We start from the raw sequence: 21,009 nt of genomic DNA on the forward strand, positions 1-21,009 counted from the left end.
ATCAAATTTGAAGTGCGGGCGGAATAGCTGAATTTGGACTGTCGACTTTATGGCTGCGGTCTTGGTAGCATTAGCCGAGGCGCCCGCCTAACTTGCACACGAGTTAAAAAAGGCTGATTTACCCTCCTTCGTGTATTTGAAACCTTCTAAGGCCTGGTTGTATGGGGCTTAAACGTGTGCCATCTGCTCCGTTCGGTCAGGCATCGAGGATGGTTTCATGTCTATTAAAGAAATTGCTTACGCCGCAAAGCAGCAGCTTGAACTAGAGACGCTGCAATCGTTCAGCCACAGCCATGTTCACGAGCTCTTAGCTGCTTGTTTCGGTTATAAGTCCAAAGCAGCGTTGCATTCTAGTTGCGTATTCGTGGTGATGTCCGAGCCGATGACGATATCTACGGAACACGCTCTGGTACTGAGGCGTCGCTTAGTAGAGCTTGGTTACAAGAGTGTCGATGAAAGAGCGGGGGCCGCTCTGCTGCAGATAGTTGAGATGCATAGGCTTGGGGTGATTGAGGTCGACGCTATTCTATCTGTGTTTGATCCGCTTCGGGACGAGGATACGGAATGGGAGGCTGAGAGCTGGGATGCTGAAGACTTGAGTGACGACAGCAACCAAGCATGGGCTGCTGGTGAGCATGGTCTAGATCTTAGCTCAATGGGGTTGCTGATCTCTGAGCTAGAAGATGTGGCAAGAAAGAATCACCTGAAAGCGCACCAAGCACTCGTCTTTATCTATAGAAGCATGATGCATGAAGTCGGGAGTGGTTCGGAGCACTGGTATTCTGCGCTTCTGCAGGGAGCTAGCCTGACTGGTGTTCAACTCGAATGGGCACATGCATACGGGCAAAGTCAGCTTTTTGCTGAGCGAGAGGCGTATCACTTGCAAGAGGCGGCGCGCCTTGGCTGTTCGCACTGCCGCTTGGAGCTTGTCCATGCCGCTGCGTTGGAAGCGGAAGAAAAAATGGATTTTGAGGGCGCCAAGCGTTGTTATTTGGACGCCGCAACCTTGGGTGATACACAGGCTATGCGTGTTTTAATTCATAACTATGACTCAGAAAATGTCTTTCAGAACTGGGTTTGGATTCACCTTTCTCGCCTACTGGGCGACGATTTACGGCAGAGCTCACTAAGAGCCTATCACGACGGCGGGCTGTACCATGGACAGGAATATGATGACGACCAAGGTGGCCCTCTTTATGTGGCGGGAGATGAGGGGGTCGAGCTTCCTGACATGAGTGCGGACAAGCAGCTAGAGGCTAGTCGCATTGCTGAAGAGATGTTTAAGAAGCTTGTGTCGTAACCCAGAATGAATAGCCCCGGCAGGTGATGGCCGGGGCGATTCATTCTAGCACTCAGCCTACCAGGGCTTATAAACGGATGGTTAGTTAGGGGCCGATGTACTTGCCTCTTAGGGTCATGCGATCAAAGCTGTAAACATGGGCATGAGGGCTTTCAATACATCGCCCGACCAGTGGTAATGTGTGATCTGGCTTGCCCTGCCTTAGCTCAATATTGCTGCCGCATAGGGGGCAGTCAGCACTGAATCTGACCAAGCGTGTCCAGCGAGAGCGCTCATGTCGGAACATTTCTATCTCGCAACTATCTTCGAAAATTGCTGTTACGCCAAGAGGTGCTTTGACGACACAGTCATCAATCACTTTGAACCATGGCGCCAGCGATTGCCTCCAAATAAACAGGAAGCCAATTACCGCGATTAACAGGTGAAGCAGACTTCCCATGTTTATCGATTCGTCACGTAATACAAGGCTCAGAATGACTAGGCTGAGCATCGCAATCCAAGTGAGGCTTGCCAGCATGATCGAGGTTAGAAATGCCGTGCCAACGACGCTACGATTTTTAATCTCCCCTTTCTTGAAGAAAAAACGTGCCGTTATAGATGGCTTAATCGAGCCTGGGGCGGATCTCCGGTAAGTGACTTCATCAGGTTGTACTTCTCTACCAGACTGGTTCTCGGCTTCTTCTGGTGCGAGCTCAAGCCAATAGAGACTGACATTGCCTCTTCCACCTCCCGGAGAGTACCCAAATCTAAGGCGCCTCGCCTCTGAGGTTTGGGTTAGATTCAGTGCTCTTTGCAAGACAGAGATGCTAGGCATCCACTTCTGAGGATCCATCTCCCGCTCGGCGGCGGTACCACAGCAATGCAGTAGGGTCGCCGCCTCAAAAGTTAGCTTTTCATAGACATCGTCACGCTGGAGGCATTCGTCAACTATGTACGAGATGATCTCGTAGGATCGTCCCCGCGTAGGTTTGGCCTCTAGGTTCGATTTCAGCTGCTGCAGGGCATCGATCATGCATTTCCCTATGCTTTTGATTAATAAGAATATTTAACCACAAAAACCGGAAGATGCGGGTTAGTGGAGGTTTTTTCCATTTGAGATTTTCAGTCTTGGGGCTTCTTAACTCCAGAGGGAATTCTCATGAGCATGACCATAGCTGAAGACTTTCAAGGGCATGTGGTTACGGTCGGCGAAGTAGTAAGCGGCTTGGGGTGTAACTGCCGATGCCTCGAGTGTGGCGAGACGCTCATCGCGCGCAAGGGTCGACAGAGAACGCACCATTTCTCACACGCATCGTCCAAAAGAGCATGTCGAATCAGTCTAGAAAGCTTTGTGCATAAATACGCCAAGCAGCTAGTGAAGGAAAGTCTAGGTCTGCAATTGCCAGTGATGCCGGGCCACCATTCTGAGGCGGCTGATAGCAGTGCTTGGTGGGATTTCGTGTCTGTTGAAGAAGAGGTTTGGATGGGCGACTTCAGGCCTGATCTGGTAGCGGAGCTGCCTGATGGGCCGCTAGCTGTGGAGTTTGCTTATACGTCTTTTGTGGATGACGAAAAGCAAAGCAAGATCACAAAAAGGGGGCTGCGCGCGATCGAGGTGAACCTCAGTGGGTTAGTTGTAGCGCCGACCATTGACGGCCTGATAGAGCTCAGGCGGGTGATATTGCATGATCCGTCTTTGAAGGTCTGGCTTCATCCGCGTGAGGAGTTAGTGGCAGAGGATGAGGGTAACGACGAAGTGATCGAGAGCGACGTGAACTGCACTGCAGTATTGCCTCTTGCAGTGCGCTATACGATTCAGGGCTTGTGGGTAGACGTTCGAGTTCTGCCGTTTGGTGAAATTGTTGTTCGTTCGGTTTCATATAGTCCGGTCGTCGTCGACCTTCTCAGACAGCTAGCGAGACGTTATGGCGGCAGTTATATAAAAAAATATAGAAACTGGCGATTTGCTAGCTGGACACACGCATTGCTTCTGAATGAGCTGGAAGCGTTAGCTGGCGGTTAAGCTCTCCCAAACAGCTCTCATGAGGCTTGGGTCGAAAGTATGAACTTATGAAGTTGTATATGCGGAAGCCATACGGTGGTGTTAATTCGTATAAATTGACAAGTCGTCAATTTTTCTGATAGATTTTTACCATCTAGCTTCTGGCCAAGTTGTGTGGTTTGTTAACTTTTTCCGATGTTGGGTCTTTGCAGATTAACTTTGGCCGGTAGTGAAAATAACTTTTCTCGTTCTGTCGTGTATAACTGATGTTTCGGATACGTCAATGACGAGTAACTTTGAACGCCTACATCTGCCCAGGCCTGGACAACAAAAACCCCTTTAACTGTATGGTTAAAGGGGTTTTTGTTTGGCTGCCGGGAGACCGGACGTCAGGTAAGGGACTTAATTGTTAATGCGGGTGTCCTTACCCCAGATAGCCCGGCTACCTCTCAACGAAAATCGTCGGTCAGGTCGGACTCAGAAAAGCCACCGCCGGAGGATTTGAAGGACAGCTCCGTTTCCTGCTGCGCTGCGTTGTCGGCTTTTTGCTGCGGCATGGTCAGCGGCGACTCGCTGCGCGTATCGCTGAACTTGGCCTTGAGCTTCAAATCGGTTGGCGAATCAGCGTACCGCAGGGCCATATCCAGGGTGATGCTGCCCTTGCCCACCAGCTCATACAGGTGCTGATCAAAGCTCTGCAGGCCCGGCTCCTGGCCCCGGTTCATTGAATCCTTGATCTCGTGTAGCTCGTCGCGGGCGATCAGGTTGCGGATGTAGGGCGTGCGCAGCAATACCTCGACCGCAGCCACTCGCTTTTGCTCCACCGCAGGTACCAGGCGCTGGGCGATGATGCCGGCCAGGTTCATCGAGATGTCGCCCAAGGTCTGCTTACGCTCCCCTTCCGGGAACAGGTTGACGATGCGCTCAATCGCCTGGACGCTGTTGGTCGCGTGCAAGGTAGCGACGACCAGATGGCCGGTTTCGCTGTAGTGCAGGGCGTGCTGCATGGTGGCCTTGTCGCGGATCTCACCGATCATGATCACGTCCGGCGACTCGCGCAGCACGTTGCGCAGGGCGTGAGCAAAGCTCTGGGTATCCAGGCCGACTTCACGCTGATCGACGATGGATTTCTTGTGCTTGTGCAGAAACTCGATCGGGTCTTCGATACAAACGATATGGCCGGCGCGGTTGGTGTTGCGGTAGTCGAGCATGGCCGCCAGTGTGGTCGACTTGCCGGAGCCGGTGGCGCCTACCACCAGAATCAGCCCGCGATCCTTGAGTGCGAGCTTTTCCAGCTGGACTGGCAGGCCCAGTTCGGCAAAGGCGGGGATCTTATGGCTGATATGGCGCACGACCATACCCACTTCGCCGCGCTGGTAGTACACGTTGATGCGGAAGCGACCACAATTGGGCAGCCCGACCGCCAGGTTCATCTCCTGCTCGCGCTCAAACTCCTCGATCTGCTTTTCGGTCATAACCTGCCAGGCGAGTTCTTTTACCGCGCCGGAGGCCAGGGGCTGATTGCCGAAGGCAAAGAAGTCGCCCTCGCGCTTTAGCGTGACGGGGGCGCCGACGCTGAAAAACAAGTCTGATCCTTCCTTCTCGACCAGGGCTTTGAGATAGCGATTAATATCCATATCAAGACACCGAGCAGACAGTTGTTGTGGGGCGAACCCTCATTATGGACCAGACCGCGCTCAGGCGTCGCGCAGGCTCTGTAACTGCGCGTTGATCCAGCTTTCGGCCTGCTTGTTAGCGGCGACAATGGAGCGCGGATCAGCGCCGGCCGGGTAGATCGCCGGGCCAATCATGACCTTGATGGTGCCGGGCTTCTTGCCCCAGCCGTGACGCGGCCAGTATTCGCCGGCATTGTGCGCAACGGGGATGATGGGGGCATTGTTGGCGCAGGCCAGTGCCGCGCCACCACGGGAGAATTTGACCGTCTCACCGGGGGCAATGCGCGTACCCTCGGGGAAGACCAGAATCCACATGCCGTCCTTCAGGCGTTCACCACCGGTGCGGGTGAGTTGTTGCAGCGAGTCGCGCGCTTTGCTGCGGTCGATGGCGATGGGCTTGGCCAGCGCAAAGGCCCAGCCAAAGAAGGGCACCAGCAGCAGCTCGCGCTTGATCAGCTGGGTCTGCGGTCGAAACAGCCGCGGCAGGAAAAAGGTTTCCCATGTGCTCTGGTGGTTGGCCAGAATCACACCGGGCTGATTCGGAATGTTCTCCCGGCCGATGACCTCGTAGTTGATGCCGACAATGTGCTTGGTCAGCCACACGGCGACGCGTGTCCACCACTCGATGATCACCTTGACCCGCCAGCGAACATTGAGAAACAGCGCAACCGGAATGATCAGGACGCACCAGATCGCGGCGCTGGTCGACAGCAGCAGGTAGAACAGCGCGATGCGCAGGGACATCAACAGGGCCATGGCTCAGGGTTCCAAAAGGTGATCGACAACGGCGGACAGGTCATCAAAGACCCGGGTGCCGGTGGGCAGCGTCTTGTGCTCGCTGCGAGCGCCCTTGCCGGTGCGTACCAGATAGGGTGTACAACCGACGGCGCAGCCGGCTTCGAGGTCACGCGGACTGTCGCCCACGGTGGGCACGCCCTGCAGTGGCTGGTTAAAGTGCTCGGCTATCTGAATGAACAGGCCCGGCAGCGGCTTGCGGCAGTCGCAGCCGGCCTCCGGGGCATGCGGACAGTAGCGGATCAGATCCACCTGACCACCCTGCTCCGCCACCAGTTGGCAGAGGCGCTCGTGCATGCTCTGCAGAGTGGCTTCGCTGTAATAGCCGCGGCCGATGCCGGACTGGTTGGTCGCCACGGCGACCGTCCAGCCCGCCTTGCTCAGCCGCGCAATGGCAGCAATCGAGCCGGGCAGCGGAATCCATTCCTCAAGCGATTTGATGTAAGCGTCGGAGTCGTAATTAATAACCCCGTCGCGGTCGAGAATAATCAGCTTCATAGCGGCAAGCTCCAAGCGGCAAGCTACAAGTCAACGCGGACGGCTTGCCGCTTACAGCTTGTAGCTTGCGGCTGCTTTTAACCCAGCAACGAAATATCCGCTACACCGAGGAACAGGCCGCGCAGGCGCGCCAGCAGCGCGTAGCGGTTGGCTTTTACGGCGGGGTCGTCGGCGTTGACCAGTACCTGCTCGAAGAAGGCGTCAACCGGCTCGCGCAGGGCGGCCAGACGCTCCAGAGTGGGTTGGTACTGGCGCTGGGCTGCCAGCGGCGCTACGCCCTGCTCTGCGGCCGCTACGGCGCTGGCCAGGGCCTGCTCGGCGCTTTCTTGCAGCAGCGCGCTGTTGATCTCGGTTGCGACCACACCTTCCGCCTTGGACAGGATATTGGACACCCGCTTGTTGGCGGCGGCCAGCGTCTCTGCCTCGGGCAGGCGACGGAACGCTTGCACGGCCTGTACGCGCTGATCAAAGTCCAGCGGCGAGGTCGGGCTGACGGCGCGGACCGACTGGTACACGGCAACGTCGATGCCTTCGTCTTCGTAGCGCGCGCGCAGCCGGTCGAAGATAAAGTCCTGCACCTGGGCGACCAGACCATCGGCCTTCACGCGGCTGCCGTACTGCTCGACAGCGGCTTGCAGCGCGGTGTTCAGGTCCAGTTCCAGCTGCTTCTCGATCAGAATCCGCAGTACGCCAAGGGCGGCGCGTCGCAGGGCGTACGGGTCCTTGGAGCCGGTGGGCAGCATGCCGATACCGAAGATACCGACCAGCGTGTCGATCTTGTCGGCCAGCGCAACGGCGGCGCCGGTCAGCGTGCTCGGCAGTTCGGCACCAGCACCGCGCGGCATGTACTGCTCGTTCAGCGCCAGGGCCACGTCGTCAGCTTCGCCGTCGTGCTTGGCGTAGTAGTAACCGGCGATGCCCTGCAGCTCCGGGAACTCGCCGACCATTTCGGTCGCCAGGTCGCACTTGGACAGCAGGCCTGCGCGAGCGGCGCGCTCGGCGTCGCCGCCGATCTTCGCAGCGATCACGCCGGCCAGACTGGATACGCGCTGGGCTTTCTCAAACACGCTGCCCAGGTCAGCCTGGAACACCACATTGGCCAGGCGCTCGTTACGGGTTTCCAGCGGCTGCTTCTTGTCCTGCTTGAAGAAGAACTCGGCGTCGGTCAGGCGTGGGCGAACGACTTTCTCGTTGCCCTCGACGATCTGCGCCGGGTCCTTGCTTTCCAGGTTGGAGACGGTGATAAAGCGCGGCAGCAGTCTGCCATTGGCATCCAGCAGGCAGAAGTACTTCTGGTTGTCCTGCATGGTCGAGATCAGGGCTTCCTGCGGTACTTCGAGGAAACGCTCCTCGAAGCTGCAGACCAGCGGTACCGGCCACTCGACCAGTGCGGTCACTTCGTCCAGCAGGTCGGCCGGGACAATAGCCGTACCCTGCTGCTCTGCTGCCAGCGCGTCGACGCGGGTCTTGATGATTTCGCGGCGCTCGGCAAAGTCCGCAATCACGTGGGCGCTGCGCAGGGTCTCGGCGTAGCTGGCAGGACTGGCGATGGTGACCTGATCCGGGTGATGGAAGCGGTGACCGCGGGACAGGTTGCCGGCCTGCTGGGAGAGAATCTCGCAGGGCACGACCTGATCACCCAGCAGCATCACCAGCCATTGGGTCGGACGCACGAATTCGGTCTTGCGGGCACCCCAGCGCATGCGCTTGGGAATCGGCAGTGCGGCCAGTGCGGCATCGACGATGCCGGGCAGCAGGTCGGTCGCGGGCTGACCCGGAATGTTCTGCACAAAGCGCAGTTTCGGGCCGCTCTGGTCGATCTCGGCCAGGCTCACGCCGCACTTGCGGGCAAAGCCTTCGGCGGCCTTGGTCGGGTTGCCGTCGGCGTCGAATGCGGCCTGCAGTGGCGGGCCATCCAGCTGGGTGGTGCGGTCAGGCTGCTGGGTTGCCAGCGCCTCGACCAGCACAGCCAGACGGCGCGGTGCGGCGTAGTAACGGGCCTTGGCGTAGCCCAGACCAGCGTCTTTCAGGCCGCTCTCAACCCCGGCCAGAAAGGCCTCAGCCAGTTTCTTCAGGGCCTTGGGAGGCAGCTCTTCGGTGCCCAGTTCAACGAGAAAATCCTGCGCCTGCATTATTCGGCCTCCTTCAGCTTGGCCAGTACTTCGTCACGCAATTCGGGGGTGGCCATCGGGAAGCCGAGGCGGGCGCGGGCCAGCAGGTAGCTCTGGGCAATCGCGCGGGACAGGGTGCGAACACGGAGAATGTAACGCTGACGCTCGGTTACCGAGATGGCGCGGCGGGCGTCCAGCAGGTTGAAGGTGTGCGATGCCTTGATGACCATCTCGTAGGCTGGCAGCGGCAGCTCCAGTTCCATCAGACGGTTGGCTTCACCTTCGTAGAAGTCGAACAGTTCGAACAGCTTGTCGACGTTGGCGTGCTCGAAGTTGTAGGTCGACTGCTCCACCTCGTTCTGGTGGAACACGTCGCCGTAGCTGACCTTGCCGAACGGGCCGTCGGAGTAGACCAGGTCGTAGACCGAGTCGACGCCCTGCAGGTACATCGCCAGACGCTCCAGACCGTAGGTGATCTCACCGGTGACCGGATAGCACTCGACGCCACCAACCTGCTGGAAGTAGGTGAACTGGGTGACTTCCATGCCGTTGAGCCAAACTTCCCAGCCCAGACCCCAGGCGCCCAGGGTCGGCGATTCCCAGTTGTCTTCAACAAAGCGAATGTCGTGCACCAGCGGGTCGATACCGATGTGGCGCAGCGAATCCAGGTACAGCTCCTGGATGTTGTCCGGGTTCGGCTTGAGTACTACCTGAAACTGGTAGTAATGCTGCAGGCGGTTCGGGTTTTCGCCGTAGCGGCCGTCCGCCGGGCGGCGGCTGGGCTGTACGTAGGCGGCGTTCCAGGTTTCCGGGCCAATGGCGCGCAGGAAGGTAGCAGTGTGGAAGGTGCCGGCACCCATTTCCATGTCGTAGGGCTGCAAAACCACACAACCCCGCTCTGCCCAGTAGCTTTGCAGGGCAAGGATCAGTCCTTGAAAGGTGTGGACGGCTGGATTGGTCTGAGTCACGTGTTTCACCAGGTCGGGCTGTGAAATTGAGAAAGCCCGAAGTATACAGTCAGAACGCCTGTGACATACAGGAAAGCGGCGGATTTACTGGTCTGCGCCGCTGCACAGGGCGTACCTGGTCAATGCGTGCGCGTGCTCAGGGATTCTCCCTGCCCGCCCGTTCGATGACCTGTCCGAGCCGGTCGAAATCGATGTTGGCGCCGGAGTTGATGGCAATCAGGGTCTTGTCGCAGATGCCCTCGCGGCGCACATACTCGCGCAGCCCGGCGACGGCCAGGGCGCCAGAGGGCTCGGTGATGGAGCGGGTAGCGTTATAGATATCGCGCACGGCGGTGCAGATGTCGTCGTTGCCGACGGTGACCACAGCATCCACGTAGTGACGACAGAACTCGAAATTGAGTTTGCCGATCTGCGCCACCGCTACACCATCGGCAAAGCCCCCGACTTCGGGCAGCACCACGCGGCTGTTGGCTGCCAGTGCCGCCTGCAGGCAGGCGGACTCCTTCGACTCAACGCCGATCACCTTCACCTCCGGGCGCAGGTACTTGATGTAGGCCGCGACCCCGGCGATCAGCCCGCCACCTCCGACCGGCACAAATACCGCGTGCAGTGCGCCCTGGTGCTGACGCAGCAGTTCAACCGCGACGGTACCCTGTCCGGCGATCACGTCTGGGTCGTCAAAGGGGGGCACGAAGGTATAGCCGTGCCGGTCGGCCAACTGCAGCGCGTGCGCCAGCGCCTCGGGAAAGCTAGCCCCGTGTAGCAACGCGGTGGCACCGCGGGCGCAGACGCCTTCTACCTTGAGCCGGGGCGTGGTGGTGGGCATGACGATCAAGGCGCGAACGCCGAGCTTTTGAGCGGCCAGCGCCAGGCCCTGGGCGTGGTTGCCGGCCGAGGCGGTGATCACCCCACGCGCCCGCTCGCTCGGTGACAGGCGGGCTACGCGGGTGTACGCGCCGCGGATCTTGAATGAATAAACCGGCTGCAGGTCTTCGCGTTTGAGCAGCACCTGATTGCCCAGTTGAGCCGAGAGACGCTGTGCCGGTTGCAGCGGGGTTTCGATGGCGACGTCGTAAACCGGTGCCGACAGGATGCTGGCAACCTGCTGTTTCAGTCGGGCTTGTCGGTCGGCGGGGCAATAAGCCGAGGTGTCGCGCTCGGATGGCTGGTTGCCGTCTGCGCCTTGGGCGCTGTCGAGAGTGGATGCTGCGGTGGTCATACTGTCTCCTGATGCCTTTTTTGCCTCGGAGACAGAACAAAAAACCCGCCTCAGAGGCGGGTTTGGGTGCGCACGATGCTAGCCCGCCGTTATGGGAATGGCGGTAATAATCATTCGAGTGGTCAGTGCGCGTGTGCTGTTCATGCCGTCGAATCTAGCGGCTGTGCTGGTGACGGTCAACCACTATTCTTTTGGCGCCCTGGGGTCGAGCAGGTCTTCGCTGGCCCGCGTGCGCTGGTCTGCCGCAATCTGTTCATCCAGATCGGCCTGAACGCGGGTGTCTATTGCGCTGGTTGGCGTCTCACCCTTGGGCGCCTTTGGCGCTGCGTTGGCTGGGCTGGCAGCGGCGCTGCGCTCGCTAAGCTGAACCCGATAGATGGGCTCGGGCATGTCCATCTCGGCGGCTTCCAGAGCGAGTTTGACCAGCCGGATACCCTCACTCTTGACGCTGGCAAAGTCGTGACTGCGCTGGTCTACCCAGGCTTGATAGCGGATCTGTACGTTGGAGTCACCCAGCGCGGTAATGTAGGCGCGCGGTGGTGGCGTGTCCTGTACGCCGTCCAGGGTACGGAGTACATCGACGCCAATCTGCTGGGCTCTTACCAGATCCTCGCTGACACCAATGCCGACATCGAAGTCAAAGCGGCGACTGGGGTTGCGGGTGTAGTTGAGCATGACGCTGCTGAACACCAGGGCGTTGGGGAGACGCAGGTGGTTACCGTCGAGGGTCATGAGGATGGTTGCCCGCGAGGTCAGCGCGACAACAATGCCTTCATTGCCGTCAATGGTCACATGGTCCTTGGGCGAAAAAGGCTGGCGCAGGCTCATCAGAATGCCAGCGAGATAGTTTTCCATGGTGCTCTTGAAGGCGAACCCGAGCGCCACCCCCAGCACCCCGGCGGTGCCGAGCACGGCGCCTACGAGGGCCGTCGCGTCCATGATCTCCAGGGCAATCAGGACGCCGATCAGGCTGACCACCCAGCGCACGGTAGTACGTGTGAGTTCACGCAGGAAAGGATTGCGCTGGGCGACCAGGTCGAGCAGTTGGCGGCGCGCCAGCCAGCTGCCGATAAGCCAGAACACGGCAATCACGGCGAGCGCGAGCACAAGCAGCGGCAGCGCCGCGATCAGGCTGTAGCACTCCTCCAGCAGGCGTTGCAGCACGGCGTCCATGTTGAATGTCAGGCTGTCTGGCATGATCCCTTCCTCTGCGGTGTATGGCCAGCGCTGATCAGTCGTCGCGGGTCAGCACTTCCAGCAACTCGATCCCGAAACGCAGGTTGCTGCCAGGTTTGATGTGCTCGCCGACGCTTCGTTCACCGTAGGCCAGTTCTGCCGGCACAAACAGCTGACGGCGGCCGCCAACGCGCATGCCCATCAGGCCCTGATCCCAGCCCTTGATGACCCGGCCGGTGCCGATCACGCACTGGAACGGGCGACCGCGCTGGTGGGAAGAATCAAACACGGTGCCGTCTTCCAGGGTGCCGGTGTAATGGGTGGTGATCAGCGCGCCTTTGACGCACTCCTTGCCCTCGCCCAGGGTCAGGTCGGTAATTTGTAGCTGGTCGCTCATGTCGGTCTCCTTGGGCGGATGTAAGATGCATAGCAGCGGGCGAGTATAACCTTCAGATCGGAGCAACGGCATGAACCAGATGGACCCGGTACGCTGCGCATGGTGCAGTGATGATCCCTTGTATCAGCGTTACCACGATGAAGAGTGGGGCGTGCCCTGTCGCGACGCCGACAGCCTGTTCGAGATGCTGATGCTGGAGGGCTTTCAGGCGGGCTTGTCGTGGATTACCGTGCTGCGCAAGCGTGAGCACTACCGTCAGGTGTACCGGGGCTTTGATATTGCCTTTATGGCCAATCAGAGCGATGAGGAGCTGCAGGCGCTGTTGCAGGATGCGGGCATCATTCGCAACCGGCTCAAGGTGTATGGCGCGCGGCGTAACGCCCGTGCCTGGCAGCGCCTGTGCGCCGAGCATGATCCGGTCGAATGGCTCTGGCAGTTTGTTGGCGGGCAGCCGTTGATTCGTCATGCCGCCACCCTGGGCGAGATTCCGGCGCAGACGGCAGAGGCCAAGGCCATGAGTAGGGCGCTGCAAAAGGCGGACTTTACCTTTGTCGGGCCAACCATTTGCTACGCCTTCATGCAGGCCACCGGCATGGCGATGGATCACACCACCGACTGCCATTGTTACCCGGCCCTGGCTGGCGGCTGATCCGGGTTCTCGCCCTGCCCGTCCGGGCGGCTTACAATGGCTGCTGATTTCTTGTTCGGAGCATTACCGTGGAGCGGTTGAAAGGCGCCATCATCGTTGGATTTCTCAAGCTGTTTTCCATGCTGCCTTTCAGCGTGGCGCAGCGCCTCGGTGCGCTGGTTGGCTGGTTGATGTGGAAGCTGCCCAACCGTTCACGTGACGTGGTGCGGATCAATCTCAGTCACTGCATGCCGGAGCTGACCGAGGCCGAGCTGAACGATCTGGTGCGCCGCACCCTGCTCGATACCGGCCGCAGCTTTGCCGAGAGCGCCTGTGCCTGGATGTGGTCGCCGCAAAAGACGGTTGGCCTGATCAAGGAAGTAGAAGGTGAAGAGGTGCTGGCCAAGGCGCTTGAGGCCGGCAAGGGCGTGGTCGGCATCACCAGCCACCTGGGCAACTGGGAGGTGCTGAATCACTGGTATTGCCTGCGCGCCAAGCCGATCATCTTCTATCGTCCGCCCAAGCAAAAAGCGGTGGACGAGCTGCTGCAACGCCAGCGCACCCAGCTGGGCAACAAGGTGGCTGCGTCCACCCGCGAGGGCATTATCAGCGTGATGCGCGAAGTGCGCCGTGGCGGTGCGGTCGGTATTCCAGCCGACCCGGAGCCGGCGCTCAAGAGCGGCCTGTTTGTGCCCTTCTTTGCCACCCAGGCGCTGACCAGCAAGTTTGTACCCAACCTGCTCAAGGGTGGGCAGGCCCAGGCTATCTTCTTTCATTGCGTGCGGCTGCCGGACAACAGCGGCTTCAAGGTGATCCTGGAGGCGGCGCCCGAGGCGCTGTACAGCGAGGACGAATACGAGGCAGTGGCTTGCATGAGCTCGGTGATCGAGAGCTACGTGCGGCGTTGGCCGAGCCAGTACATGTGGAGCATGAAGCGCTTCAAGAAGCGGCCTGAGGGCGAGAAGCGCTGGTATTAAAGTTGTGAAGCCGAGCTGTGGTAGTGTTCGCAGACCGGCGGCAAGAAAGCGCTCAGACTTGGGGCTCTGAGTGCACAGACAAGGTGGGGGGAACGGATTGGCCAACCAACGACAGCATCCGCGCACGCCGATGAAGGCACAGATCAAGATTGCGCATCCGAGTTTTGGCGAAGTGATCGGCCACACCCGTGACCTGTCCGACGGTGGCGTTTTTGTCGAGCACCCCACCCTGGGTACCTTGCAGGTCGGTGACGAGGTCACCGGTCAGGTACAAGGCATGCCGTTTGAGGCGCCCGTTTTGCGCATGGTGGTGCAGCGGGTGATTCCCGGCGACGGTGCCGGTCTGGCGTTTCTCGGCGAAGCCTGAGCGCCCCGCAGGGCGCATACAGTGATTAGCGCCGCCAGAACATCGGTGACAGCAGCACCAGCAGGGTAAACACCTCAAGACGGCCTAGCAGCATGGCAAAGCTGAGTACCCATTTAACCCCCGCATCCAGATTGCCGTAGTGCACGGCCACCTCGCCCAGACCCGGGCCGAGGTTGTTGATGCAGGCGGTCAGCGCCGAAAAGGCGGTGACAAAGTCCAGCCCGGTGCCCAGCAGAATCAAAAACAGCATCGCGAAGGTAAACACGTAGACCGCGCAGAAGCCCCAGACGGTCTCGACTACCCGGTCCGGTACCGGGCTGTTGCCCAGCTTGACTGGAAACACCCCGCGTGGATGCAACAAGCGCTTGATCTCCCGCTCGCCCTGCTTGTACAGCAGCAGCACGCGAATCACCTTCATGCCGCCGCCAGTCGAGCCGGCGCAGGCGCCGATGAAGCTGGCATACAGCAGCAGATAGGGCAGCAGGGTCGGCCAGGTTGAAAAGTCGGTGACGCCGAAACCGGTGGTGGTGGCGATGGAGACGGTCTCGAAGGCGGCATAGCGCACCGAGGTCCAGACGTCGTGATGCTGGTAGTGCACCAGCACCGCAAAGCAGATGATGAACAGCGCCAGAATCACCAGCACGTAGGCGCGGCACTCCGGGTCTTGCCAGTAGTTTTTCAGCGAGCGAAAGCGCCAGGCCAGAAAGTGCAGCGCAAAGTTGATGCCCGATATCAGCATGAACAGGATGCAGATCGCCTCAATCAGCGGACTGTTGTAGTAGCCGATACTGGCGTCGTGGGTCGAGAAGCCGCCAATGGCAACGGTGGAGAAGCTGTGGCCGATAGCGTTGAACAGATCCATGCCGGCGGCCCAGTAGGCCAGCGCGCAGGCGACGGTCAGGCCGGCGTAGATGTACCAGAGCACCTTGGCGGTTTCGGCGATACGTGGGGTGAGCTTATTTTCCTTCAGCGGGCCCGGCATCTCGGCGCGGTACAGCTGCATGCCGCCCACGCCCAGCATCGGCAGAATGGCTACCGCCAGTACGATGATCCCCATGCCGCCAAACCACTGCAGCTGCTGGCGGTAATACAGCAGCGCGCGTGGCAGGGTATCCAGCCCGGTGATCACCGTGGCGCCGGTGGTGGTCAGCCCGGAAAAGGACTCGAACACCGCGTCGGCCACGCTCAGGTCAGGCATCTCCAGCAGCCACAGCGGCACGGCACCGAACAGACCGAGAACCAGCCAGAACAGGACGGTAATCAGGTAGCCGTCGCGGGTGCGCAGCTCCGCCCGTTGGCCGCGCACCGGCAGCCAGATGCAGGCGCCGGCGATCATGGTGATGACAAAGGCGCTGAGGAAGGCGTTCATCGCCTCCTCGTGGTAGAACAGGCCTACCGCTGCGGCCGGCAGCATGCTGGTGGAAAAAAGCATCAGCAAGATGCCGATGATGCGCTGTATCTGCGGATACTGCATTCCGGGGCGCCTTAGAGAAAGGTCAGTCCGACCTGGAACAGACGCTCCACATCGCGAACATGTTTTTTGTCGATGACGAAGAGGATGACGTGGTCATCCGATTCGATCACGGTGGAATCGTGGGCAATCAGTACCTCGTCATCACGCACGATGGCGCCGATGGTGGTGCCCGGCGGCAGATCAATCTGGCCGACCGACTTGCCGACCACCTTGGACGAGCGCCCGTCGCCGTGGGCCACTACCTCGATGGCCTCGGCGGCGCCACGGCGCAGGGAGTAGACGTTGACGATATCGCCACGGCGCACGTGGGTCAGCAGGGTGCCGATGGTGGCCTGCGACGGGGAAATCGCGATATCGATCTCGCCGCCCTGCACCAGATCGACGTAGGCCGGGTTGTTGATCAGCGTCATCACCTTGCGCGCGCCAAGACGCTTGGCCAGCATCGAGGACATGATGTTGGCTTCGTCGTCGTTGGTCACGGCGCAGAAAATGTCGACGTCCTCGATATTCTCCTCGATCAGCAGTTCGCGATCCGAGGCGCTGCCGTGCAGCACCACCGAGCGGTCGAGGTTTTTGGACAGGTAGTCGGCGCGGGCCTTGCTGGCCTCGATGATCTTGACCTGGTAGCGGCTCTCGATGGCCTCGGCCAGACGCTCGCCGATATTGCCGCCGCCGGCGATGACCACGCGCTTGTGGGTCTTCTCGACGCGGCGCAGCTCGCTCATCACCGCACGAATGTCGCGGGTCGCGGCGATGAAGAACACCTCGTCATCGGCTTCGATGATGGTGTCACCCTTGGGAATGATCGGCCGGTCCTTGCGGAAAATGGCCGCCACCCGGGTATCGACGCCCGGCATGTGCTGGCGCAGAAAGCGCAGCTCCTGACCCACCAGTGGGCCGCCGTAATAGGCGCGTACCGCCACCAGCTGGGCCTTGCCCTCGGCAAAGTCCAGCACCTGCAGGGCGCCGGGGTTCTCGATCAGGCGTTTGACGTAATTGGTGACCACCTGCTCGGGGCTGATCAGCACGTCGATCGGCACCGCCTCGTTGTGGAACAGGCCGCCGCGGGTGAGATAGGCCGACTCGCGCACGCGAGCGATCTTGGTCGGGGTGCGGAACAGGGTGTAGGCCACCTGGCAGGCGATCATGTTGGTTTCGTCGCTGCTGGTGACAGCGATCAGCATGTCGGCATCGTCGGCACCGGCCTGGCGCAGAATGGTCGGGAAGGACCCTTTGCCCTGAACGGTACGAATATCCAGCCGGTCGCCCAGCTCGCGCAGGCGCACGCTGTCGGTGTCGATCACGGTGATGTCGTTGGCTTCGCTGGCCAGCTGCGCTGCCAGGCTGCCGCCGACCTGACCGGCACCGAGAATGATGATCTTCATGCCGCAGACTCCCTGTTCTTCTGTTGCGGGCTGGCACTGAGCTTGATCAGGCGGGCCAGGTAAAAACCATCATGCCCGTCTGCCTGCGGCAGCAATTGGCGACCACAGGGCTGAACGATACCGTAGTCACCATTAATATCCAGCGCGCGGGCGCCGGGCTGGCGGGCAAGAAAGGCCTCGATCACCTCGGTATTTTCCTGCGGCAGCACCGAGCAGGTGGCATATACCAGTACCCCGCCTACCTCCAGCGTAGGCCATAGGGCATCCAGCAGCTCGCCCTGCAGTACCGCCAGGGCTGCGATATCGGCGGCCTTGCGGGTCAGTTTGATATCCGGATGGCGGCGAATCACGCCGGTGGCCGAGCAAGGCGCATCCAGCAGAATACGCTGGAAGGGCGTGCCATCCCACCAGTGGGCGACATCACGGCCGTCGGCGGCGACCAGACGGGCGTCGAGTTGCAGGCGCTTGAGGTTCTCCTCAACCCGCTTGAGCCGCGCCGGCTCCAGATCCAGGCCAACCACCTCGGTCAGATCCGGCTGCTGCTCCAGAATCTGGCAGGTCTTGCCGCCCGGCGCGCAGCAGGCATCCAGCACGCGCAGGCCGGGTTTGAGATCGAGCAGCGGCGCTGCCAGCTGGGCGGCTTCATCCTGCACGCTGACCAGACCGTCGGCAAACCCGGGCAGCAGCTGGACGTCGCACGGGCTGGCCAGCTGAATGCCGACCGGGCTGAAGGGGCAGGCGGTAGCCGTGATGTCGGCATCTGCCAGTTGCTGCAGGTAGGCATCACGGCTCAGGCGGCGCTGATTGACCCGCAGGGTCATCGGCGGATGCAGGTTGTTGCAGCTGGTGATGGCGCCTAGCTGCTCGGGCCAGGCGCGCTGCAGGCGTTTGTACAGCCAGCCGGGGTGAGCGCATTGCTGAGATGGGGACTGGTCGACCACGGCCAGCAACGCCTCGCTGTCACGCTGCACGCGGCGCAATACCGCGTTGAGCAGGCCCTTGGCCCAGGCCTTGTCGAGGCTGACGGCGGCGTTGACGGTTTCGCCGATGGCGGCGTGCGCCGGCACGCGCAGGTACAGCAGCTGGTACAGACCGACCAGCAGCAACGCGTGCAGATCCTGGTCGCCCGGCTTCATGGGCTTGTTGAGCAGCTCGCGGGCCAGCGCTTCGAGCCGGTTGTACCAGCGCGCTGTGCCAAAGGCCAGTTCCTGCACCAGCGCCTGATCGCGCGGGGCGACGTTTTTCAGTTGCGCCGGCAGGCTGCCGCCGAGTGAGGCCTTGCCAGCCAGCACGGCAGCCAGGGCGCGGGCCGCCGCCGCGCGCGGATTCACTGGCCGTTGCCCAGCAGCAGGCCGGGCGCAAACTGCTCGCGGCGGGCGTTGTAGAGATCGACAAAGGCCAGTGGCTTGCCGCCAGGCAGTTGCAGGCGGGTCAGGCGCAGCGCGCCCTCACCGCAGGCGACCAGCAGGCCATCGCGTTCACAGGCCAATACCTGGCCGGGTGCGCCCTGCCCTTCGGCGGGCACCGCGCTCCAGACCTTGAGCGGCTTGCCGTCCAACTGGGCGTGGGCCAGGGGCCAGGGATTGAAAGCACGGATCAGGCAGTCCAACTCGCGCGCCGGGCGCTGCCAGTCGATTGCCGAGACCTGCTTGTTCAGTTTGTGCGCGTAGGTCGCCAGCGCATCGTCCTGCACCTCGCCCTGCAGGGTGCCGGCAGCCAGGCCGTTGATGGCCTGCAGCACGGCTGGCGGGCCCAGCTCGGCCAAGCGGTCATGCAGACTGCCGCCGGTGTCTTCGCTGCTGATGGGCGTGCTGACCTTCAGCAGCATGGGGCCGGTGTCCAGCCCGGCTTCCATCTGCATGACGGTAACGCCGGTTTCGCTGTCGCCCGCCTCGATGGCTCGCTGGATGGGCGCTGCGCCGCGCCAGCGCGGCAGCAGGGAGGCGTGGCTGTTTATACAGCCCAGGCGCGGGATGTCCAGCACCGCCTGCGGCAGGATCAGCCCGTAGGCCACCACCACCAGCAGGTCCGGCTTTAGGGCCGCCAGCGCATCCTGGTCTTCTGCGGCGCGCAGGCGCTCTGGCTGCATCACCGGCAGATCATGGGCCAGCGCCAGTTGCTTGACCGCGCTCATGGCCAGCTTCTGGCCGCGGCCGGCAGGCCGGTCGGGCTGGGTGTAGACGGCCACGATGTTGAGTTTGGCGTCAATCAGCGCCTGCAGGTGGGCGGCGGCAAACTCGGGCGTACCGGCAAAGACGATGCGTAGATCGGATGCGTTCATTGAAATCCGTAAAGAAAAGGCTTGCCGAAGCAAGCCTTGATACCCGGTGACAGATCAGGCTTGGGCCTGGCTGCGGTGGATTTTCTCCAGCTTCTTGCGAATGCGGTCACGCTTGAGGTTGGACAGGTAATCCACGAAAAGCTTACCGTTGAGGTGATCACACTCGTGCTGGATGCAGACTGCCAGCAGGCCGTCGTAGACTTCGTCGAAGGCGTTGCCGTCGCGGTCCAGTGCCTTGACGCGGACACGCTCCGGGCGCTCGACGTTCTCGTAGAAGCCGGGTACCGAGAGGCAGCCTTCCTGCATCTGCTCCACATCCTCGGTCAGCGGCTCCAGTTCGGGGTTGATGAACACCCGTGGTTCGGACTTGTCCTCGGAGATGTCGATCACGACGACACGCTCATGGACGTTGACCTGGGTCGCCGCCAGCCCGATGCCGGGGGCGTCGTACATGGTCTCGAACATGTCGTCGACAAGTTGCTGGATTCGCGTATCCACTGCTGCCACCGGCTTGGCGATGGTACGCAGCCGTGGGTCGGGAAACTCCAGTATGTTCAATATCGCCATGGGGTTTGTACCGCTTTGTCTGGAACAAATCTAAATTGTGCTGCTAAGATGATGAGCAGCTTGGAAATAAAGCGGGTCTAGCGTGTGGGAGCACGTCGCCAGGCCTGGATGCTGGCCTCTATAATAAAGGGATTCGTGTCATGAGGAAAACACTACTCGGCCTCGTGTTGCTCGCGGCGAGCGTATGGGTGCAGGCGCAAGAGCCTGTTTTCAAGGAAGATCATCCGGATACTTACACGGTGGTCAAGGGTGATACCCTGTGGGATATCTCAGGGCGCTTTCTTCGTCTGCCCTGGAAGTGGCCGGAAATCTGGCACGCCAACCCGCAGATATCCAACCCCCATCTTATCTACCCCGGTGATGTGATCTCCCTGGTCTACATCGACGGTCAGCCTCGTCTGATGGTCAACCGCGGTAACGGCGGCACCATCAAGCTGTCGCCGCAGGCGCGCGTGAAGCCGATTGCTGAAGCCATTCCGACCATCCCGCTGGAGGCGATCAACTCCTTCCTGCGTGCTGGCCGTATCATCGAAGATGAAGCCATCATCAACAACGCACCTTACGTCATCGGCGGTGAAGCCGAGAGCGTGGTGCTGGGTGCCGGCAACAAGGTTTACGCCCGCGGTAACTTCTCCGACAACGTACCGGCCTACGAGTTCTATCGTCGCGGCAAGACCTACGTGAACCCGGAAACCGGCGAGCTTCTGGGTATCCACCTGCAGGAAATCGGTAATGGTAACGTTGCCGCCGTTGAGGGTGACATTGCTACCCTGAACGTCACCCGCAGCCGCCAGGAAGTCCTGGTTGATGACCGCCTGCTGGAATCCGAAGAGCGCGCCGTGGCGTCCACCTTCTTCCCCAGCGAGCCGAGCCAGCAGATCGACGGCCTGATCATGGACGTGCCGAACGGCGTCACCCAGATCGGTCAGTACGATGTGGTGCTGATCGACAAGGGCGAGCGCGACGGTCTGACCGTTGGCAACGTGCTGGCGATCTACAAGACCGGTGAAGTGGTACGTGACCGCGTCATGAACGAGCGCGTGCAGCTGCCTGCCGAGCGCGCCGGTCTGCTGATGGTGTTCCGCGCCTACGACAAGATGAGCTACGGCATTGTGCTGCAAGCCAGCCGCCAGATGGCAATTCTTGATCAGGTTCGCAACCCCTGAGCTAAAACGCAGTAACCAGGCCGCCTTCGGGCGGCCTTGTTGT

Annotated in this window: 19 protein-coding genes and 1 pseudogene; 6 read left to right on the forward strand and 14 right to left on the reverse strand. The window is 60.7% G+C overall.

Going from position 1 to position 21,009, the window contains the following annotated elements; all coding sequences use genetic code 11:
• Positions 1-217: 217 nt before the first annotated feature.
• Positions 218-1,300 carry a hypothetical protein gene (locus tag BM116_RS03130; RefSeq protein ID WP_083728296.1) on the forward strand — a complete coding sequence of 361 codons (1,083 nt, stop codon included), beginning with the start codon at positions 218-220 and terminating at the stop codon, positions 1,298-1,300.
• 85 nt (positions 1,301-1,385) lie between these two features.
• Here the strand turns inward: BM116_RS03130 and BM116_RS03135 are convergent, their stop codons facing one another.
• Positions 1,386-2,312 carry a hypothetical protein gene (locus tag BM116_RS03135; RefSeq protein WP_083728297.1) on the reverse strand — a complete coding sequence of 309 codons (927 nt, stop codon included), beginning with the start codon at positions 2,310-2,312 and terminating at the stop codon, positions 1,386-1,388.
• A gap of 126 nt (positions 2,313-2,438) precedes the next feature.
• Here BM116_RS03135 and BM116_RS03140 point away from each other — a divergent pair, with 126 nt between their 5' ends.
• Complete coding sequence (locus BM116_RS03140) at positions 2,439-3,302, forward strand: competence protein CoiA family protein (RefSeq protein WP_139056997.1); 864 nt, start codon at positions 2,439-2,441, stop codon at positions 3,300-3,302.
• 428 nt (positions 3,303-3,730) lie between these two features.
• Here the strand turns inward: BM116_RS03140 and BM116_RS03145 are convergent, their stop codons facing one another.
• The 8 genes and pseudogenes from BM116_RS03145 to BM116_RS03180 form a co-directional block, all read right to left on the reverse strand.
• The gene (locus BM116_RS03145) at positions 3,731-4,918 is read right to left on the reverse strand and encodes a PilT/PilU family type 4a pilus ATPase (protein ID WP_083728299.1); all 1,188 of its coding nucleotides are present in this window, start codon (positions 4,916-4,918) and stop codon (positions 3,731-3,733) included.
• A 60-nt stretch (positions 4,919-4,978) separates the two neighbouring features.
• The gene (locus BM116_RS03150) at positions 4,979-5,713 is read right to left on the reverse strand and encodes a lysophospholipid acyltransferase family protein (RefSeq protein WP_083728300.1); all 735 of its coding nucleotides are present in this window, start codon (positions 5,711-5,713) and stop codon (positions 4,979-4,981) included.
• A 3-nt stretch (positions 5,714-5,716) separates the two neighbouring features.
• Positions 5,717-6,250: a D-glycero-beta-D-manno-heptose 1,7-bisphosphate 7-phosphatase gene (gene gmhB, locus BM116_RS03155; protein ID WP_083728301.1), complete on the reverse strand. Its 534-nt coding sequence runs from the start codon at positions 6,248-6,250 to the stop codon at positions 5,717-5,719.
• Positions 6,251-6,327: 77 nt separating this feature from the next.
• On the reverse strand, positions 6,328-8,382 hold the full coding sequence (gene glyS, locus BM116_RS03160; RefSeq protein WP_083728302.1) for a glycine--tRNA ligase subunit beta: 2,055 nt from the start codon (positions 8,380-8,382) through the stop codon (positions 6,328-6,330).
• Positions 8,382-9,329, reverse strand: coding sequence for a glycine--tRNA ligase subunit alpha (glyQ, locus tag BM116_RS03165; RefSeq protein ID WP_083728303.1), 948 nt, complete (start codon positions 9,327-9,329; stop codon positions 8,382-8,384). Before glyQ ends, glyS begins: the two co-directional genes overlap by 1 nt.
• Positions 9,330-9,483: 154 nt before the next feature.
• Positions 9,484-10,443, reverse strand: a pseudogene (gene ilvA / locus BM116_RS03170) (threonine ammonia-lyase, biosynthetic); the annotation flags it as partial.
• Between the two features lie 288 nt (positions 10,444-10,731).
• Positions 10,732-11,745: a mechanosensitive ion channel family protein gene (locus BM116_RS03175; protein WP_083728305.1), complete on the reverse strand. Its 1,014-nt coding sequence runs from the start codon at positions 11,743-11,745 to the stop codon at positions 10,732-10,734.
• A gap of 34 nt (positions 11,746-11,779) precedes the next feature.
• Positions 11,780-12,121 carry an FKBP-type peptidyl-prolyl cis-trans isomerase gene (locus BM116_RS03180; protein ID WP_083728306.1) on the reverse strand — a complete coding sequence of 114 codons (342 nt, stop codon included), beginning with the start codon at positions 12,119-12,121 and terminating at the stop codon, positions 11,780-11,782.
• 79 nt (positions 12,122-12,200) lie between these two features.
• Between BM116_RS03180 and BM116_RS03185 the strand changes: the two genes are divergently transcribed.
• The 3 genes from BM116_RS03185 (at position 12,201) to BM116_RS03195 (ending at position 14,093) form a co-directional block, all read left to right on the forward strand.
• Complete coding sequence (locus tag BM116_RS03185) at positions 12,201-12,770, forward strand: DNA-3-methyladenine glycosylase I (protein ID WP_083728315.1); 570 nt, start codon at positions 12,201-12,203, stop codon at positions 12,768-12,770.
• A gap of 68 nt (positions 12,771-12,838) precedes the next feature.
• Entirely contained in the window at positions 12,839-13,726 is an 888-nt protein-coding gene (locus BM116_RS03190) for a lysophospholipid acyltransferase (protein ID WP_083728307.1), read from the forward strand.
• Positions 13,727-13,823: 97 nt separating this feature from the next.
• Complete coding sequence (locus BM116_RS03195; protein WP_083728308.1) at positions 13,824-14,093, forward strand: PilZ domain-containing protein; 270 nt, start codon at positions 13,824-13,826, stop codon at positions 14,091-14,093.
• Between the two features lie 25 nt (positions 14,094-14,118).
• On the opposite strand, the gene BM116_RS03200 is transcribed toward BM116_RS03195, so the two are convergent.
• Genes BM116_RS03200 through def form a run of 5 tightly spaced genes read right to left on the reverse strand, consistent with a single transcriptional unit; the run spans position 14,119 to position 19,800 of the window.
• Positions 14,119-15,567 (reverse strand): TrkH family potassium uptake protein, encoded by a 1,449-nt coding sequence (locus BM116_RS03200; RefSeq protein ID WP_083728309.1) that lies wholly within the window; start codon positions 15,565-15,567, stop codon positions 14,119-14,121.
• Between the two features lie 11 nt (positions 15,568-15,578).
• Complete coding sequence (gene trkA / locus BM116_RS03205) at positions 15,579-16,952, reverse strand: Trk system potassium transporter TrkA (protein WP_083728310.1); 1,374 nt, start codon at positions 16,950-16,952, stop codon at positions 15,579-15,581.
• Positions 16,949-18,283, reverse strand: a complete 1,335-nt coding sequence (rsmB, locus tag BM116_RS03210; RefSeq protein WP_083728311.1) for a 16S rRNA (cytosine(967)-C(5))-methyltransferase RsmB — start codon at positions 18,281-18,283, stop codon at positions 16,949-16,951. Before rsmB ends, trkA begins: the two co-directional genes overlap by 4 nt.
• Positions 18,280-19,233 (reverse strand): methionyl-tRNA formyltransferase, encoded by a 954-nt coding sequence (fmt, locus tag BM116_RS03215; protein WP_083728312.1) that lies wholly within the window; start codon positions 19,231-19,233, stop codon positions 18,280-18,282. Before fmt ends, rsmB begins: the two co-directional genes overlap by 4 nt.
• A gap of 54 nt (positions 19,234-19,287) precedes the next feature.
• The gene (def, locus tag BM116_RS03220; protein ID WP_083728313.1) at positions 19,288-19,800 is read right to left on the reverse strand and encodes a peptide deformylase; all 513 of its coding nucleotides are present in this window, start codon (positions 19,798-19,800) and stop codon (positions 19,288-19,290) included.
• Positions 19,801-19,940: 140 nt separating this feature from the next.
• Between def and BM116_RS03225 the strand changes: the two genes are divergently transcribed.
• Positions 19,941-20,966: a LysM peptidoglycan-binding domain-containing protein gene (locus tag BM116_RS03225; RefSeq protein ID WP_083728314.1), complete on the forward strand. Its 1,026-nt coding sequence runs from the start codon at positions 19,941-19,943 to the stop codon at positions 20,964-20,966.
• The last annotated feature ends 43 nt before the right edge of the window (positions 20,967-21,009 follow it).

Origin of the sequence: Halopseudomonas pachastrellae (assembly GCF_900114765.1) — a bacterium.
Classification (GTDB): domain Bacteria; phylum Pseudomonadota; class Gammaproteobacteria; order Pseudomonadales; family Pseudomonadaceae; genus Halopseudomonas; species Halopseudomonas pachastrellae.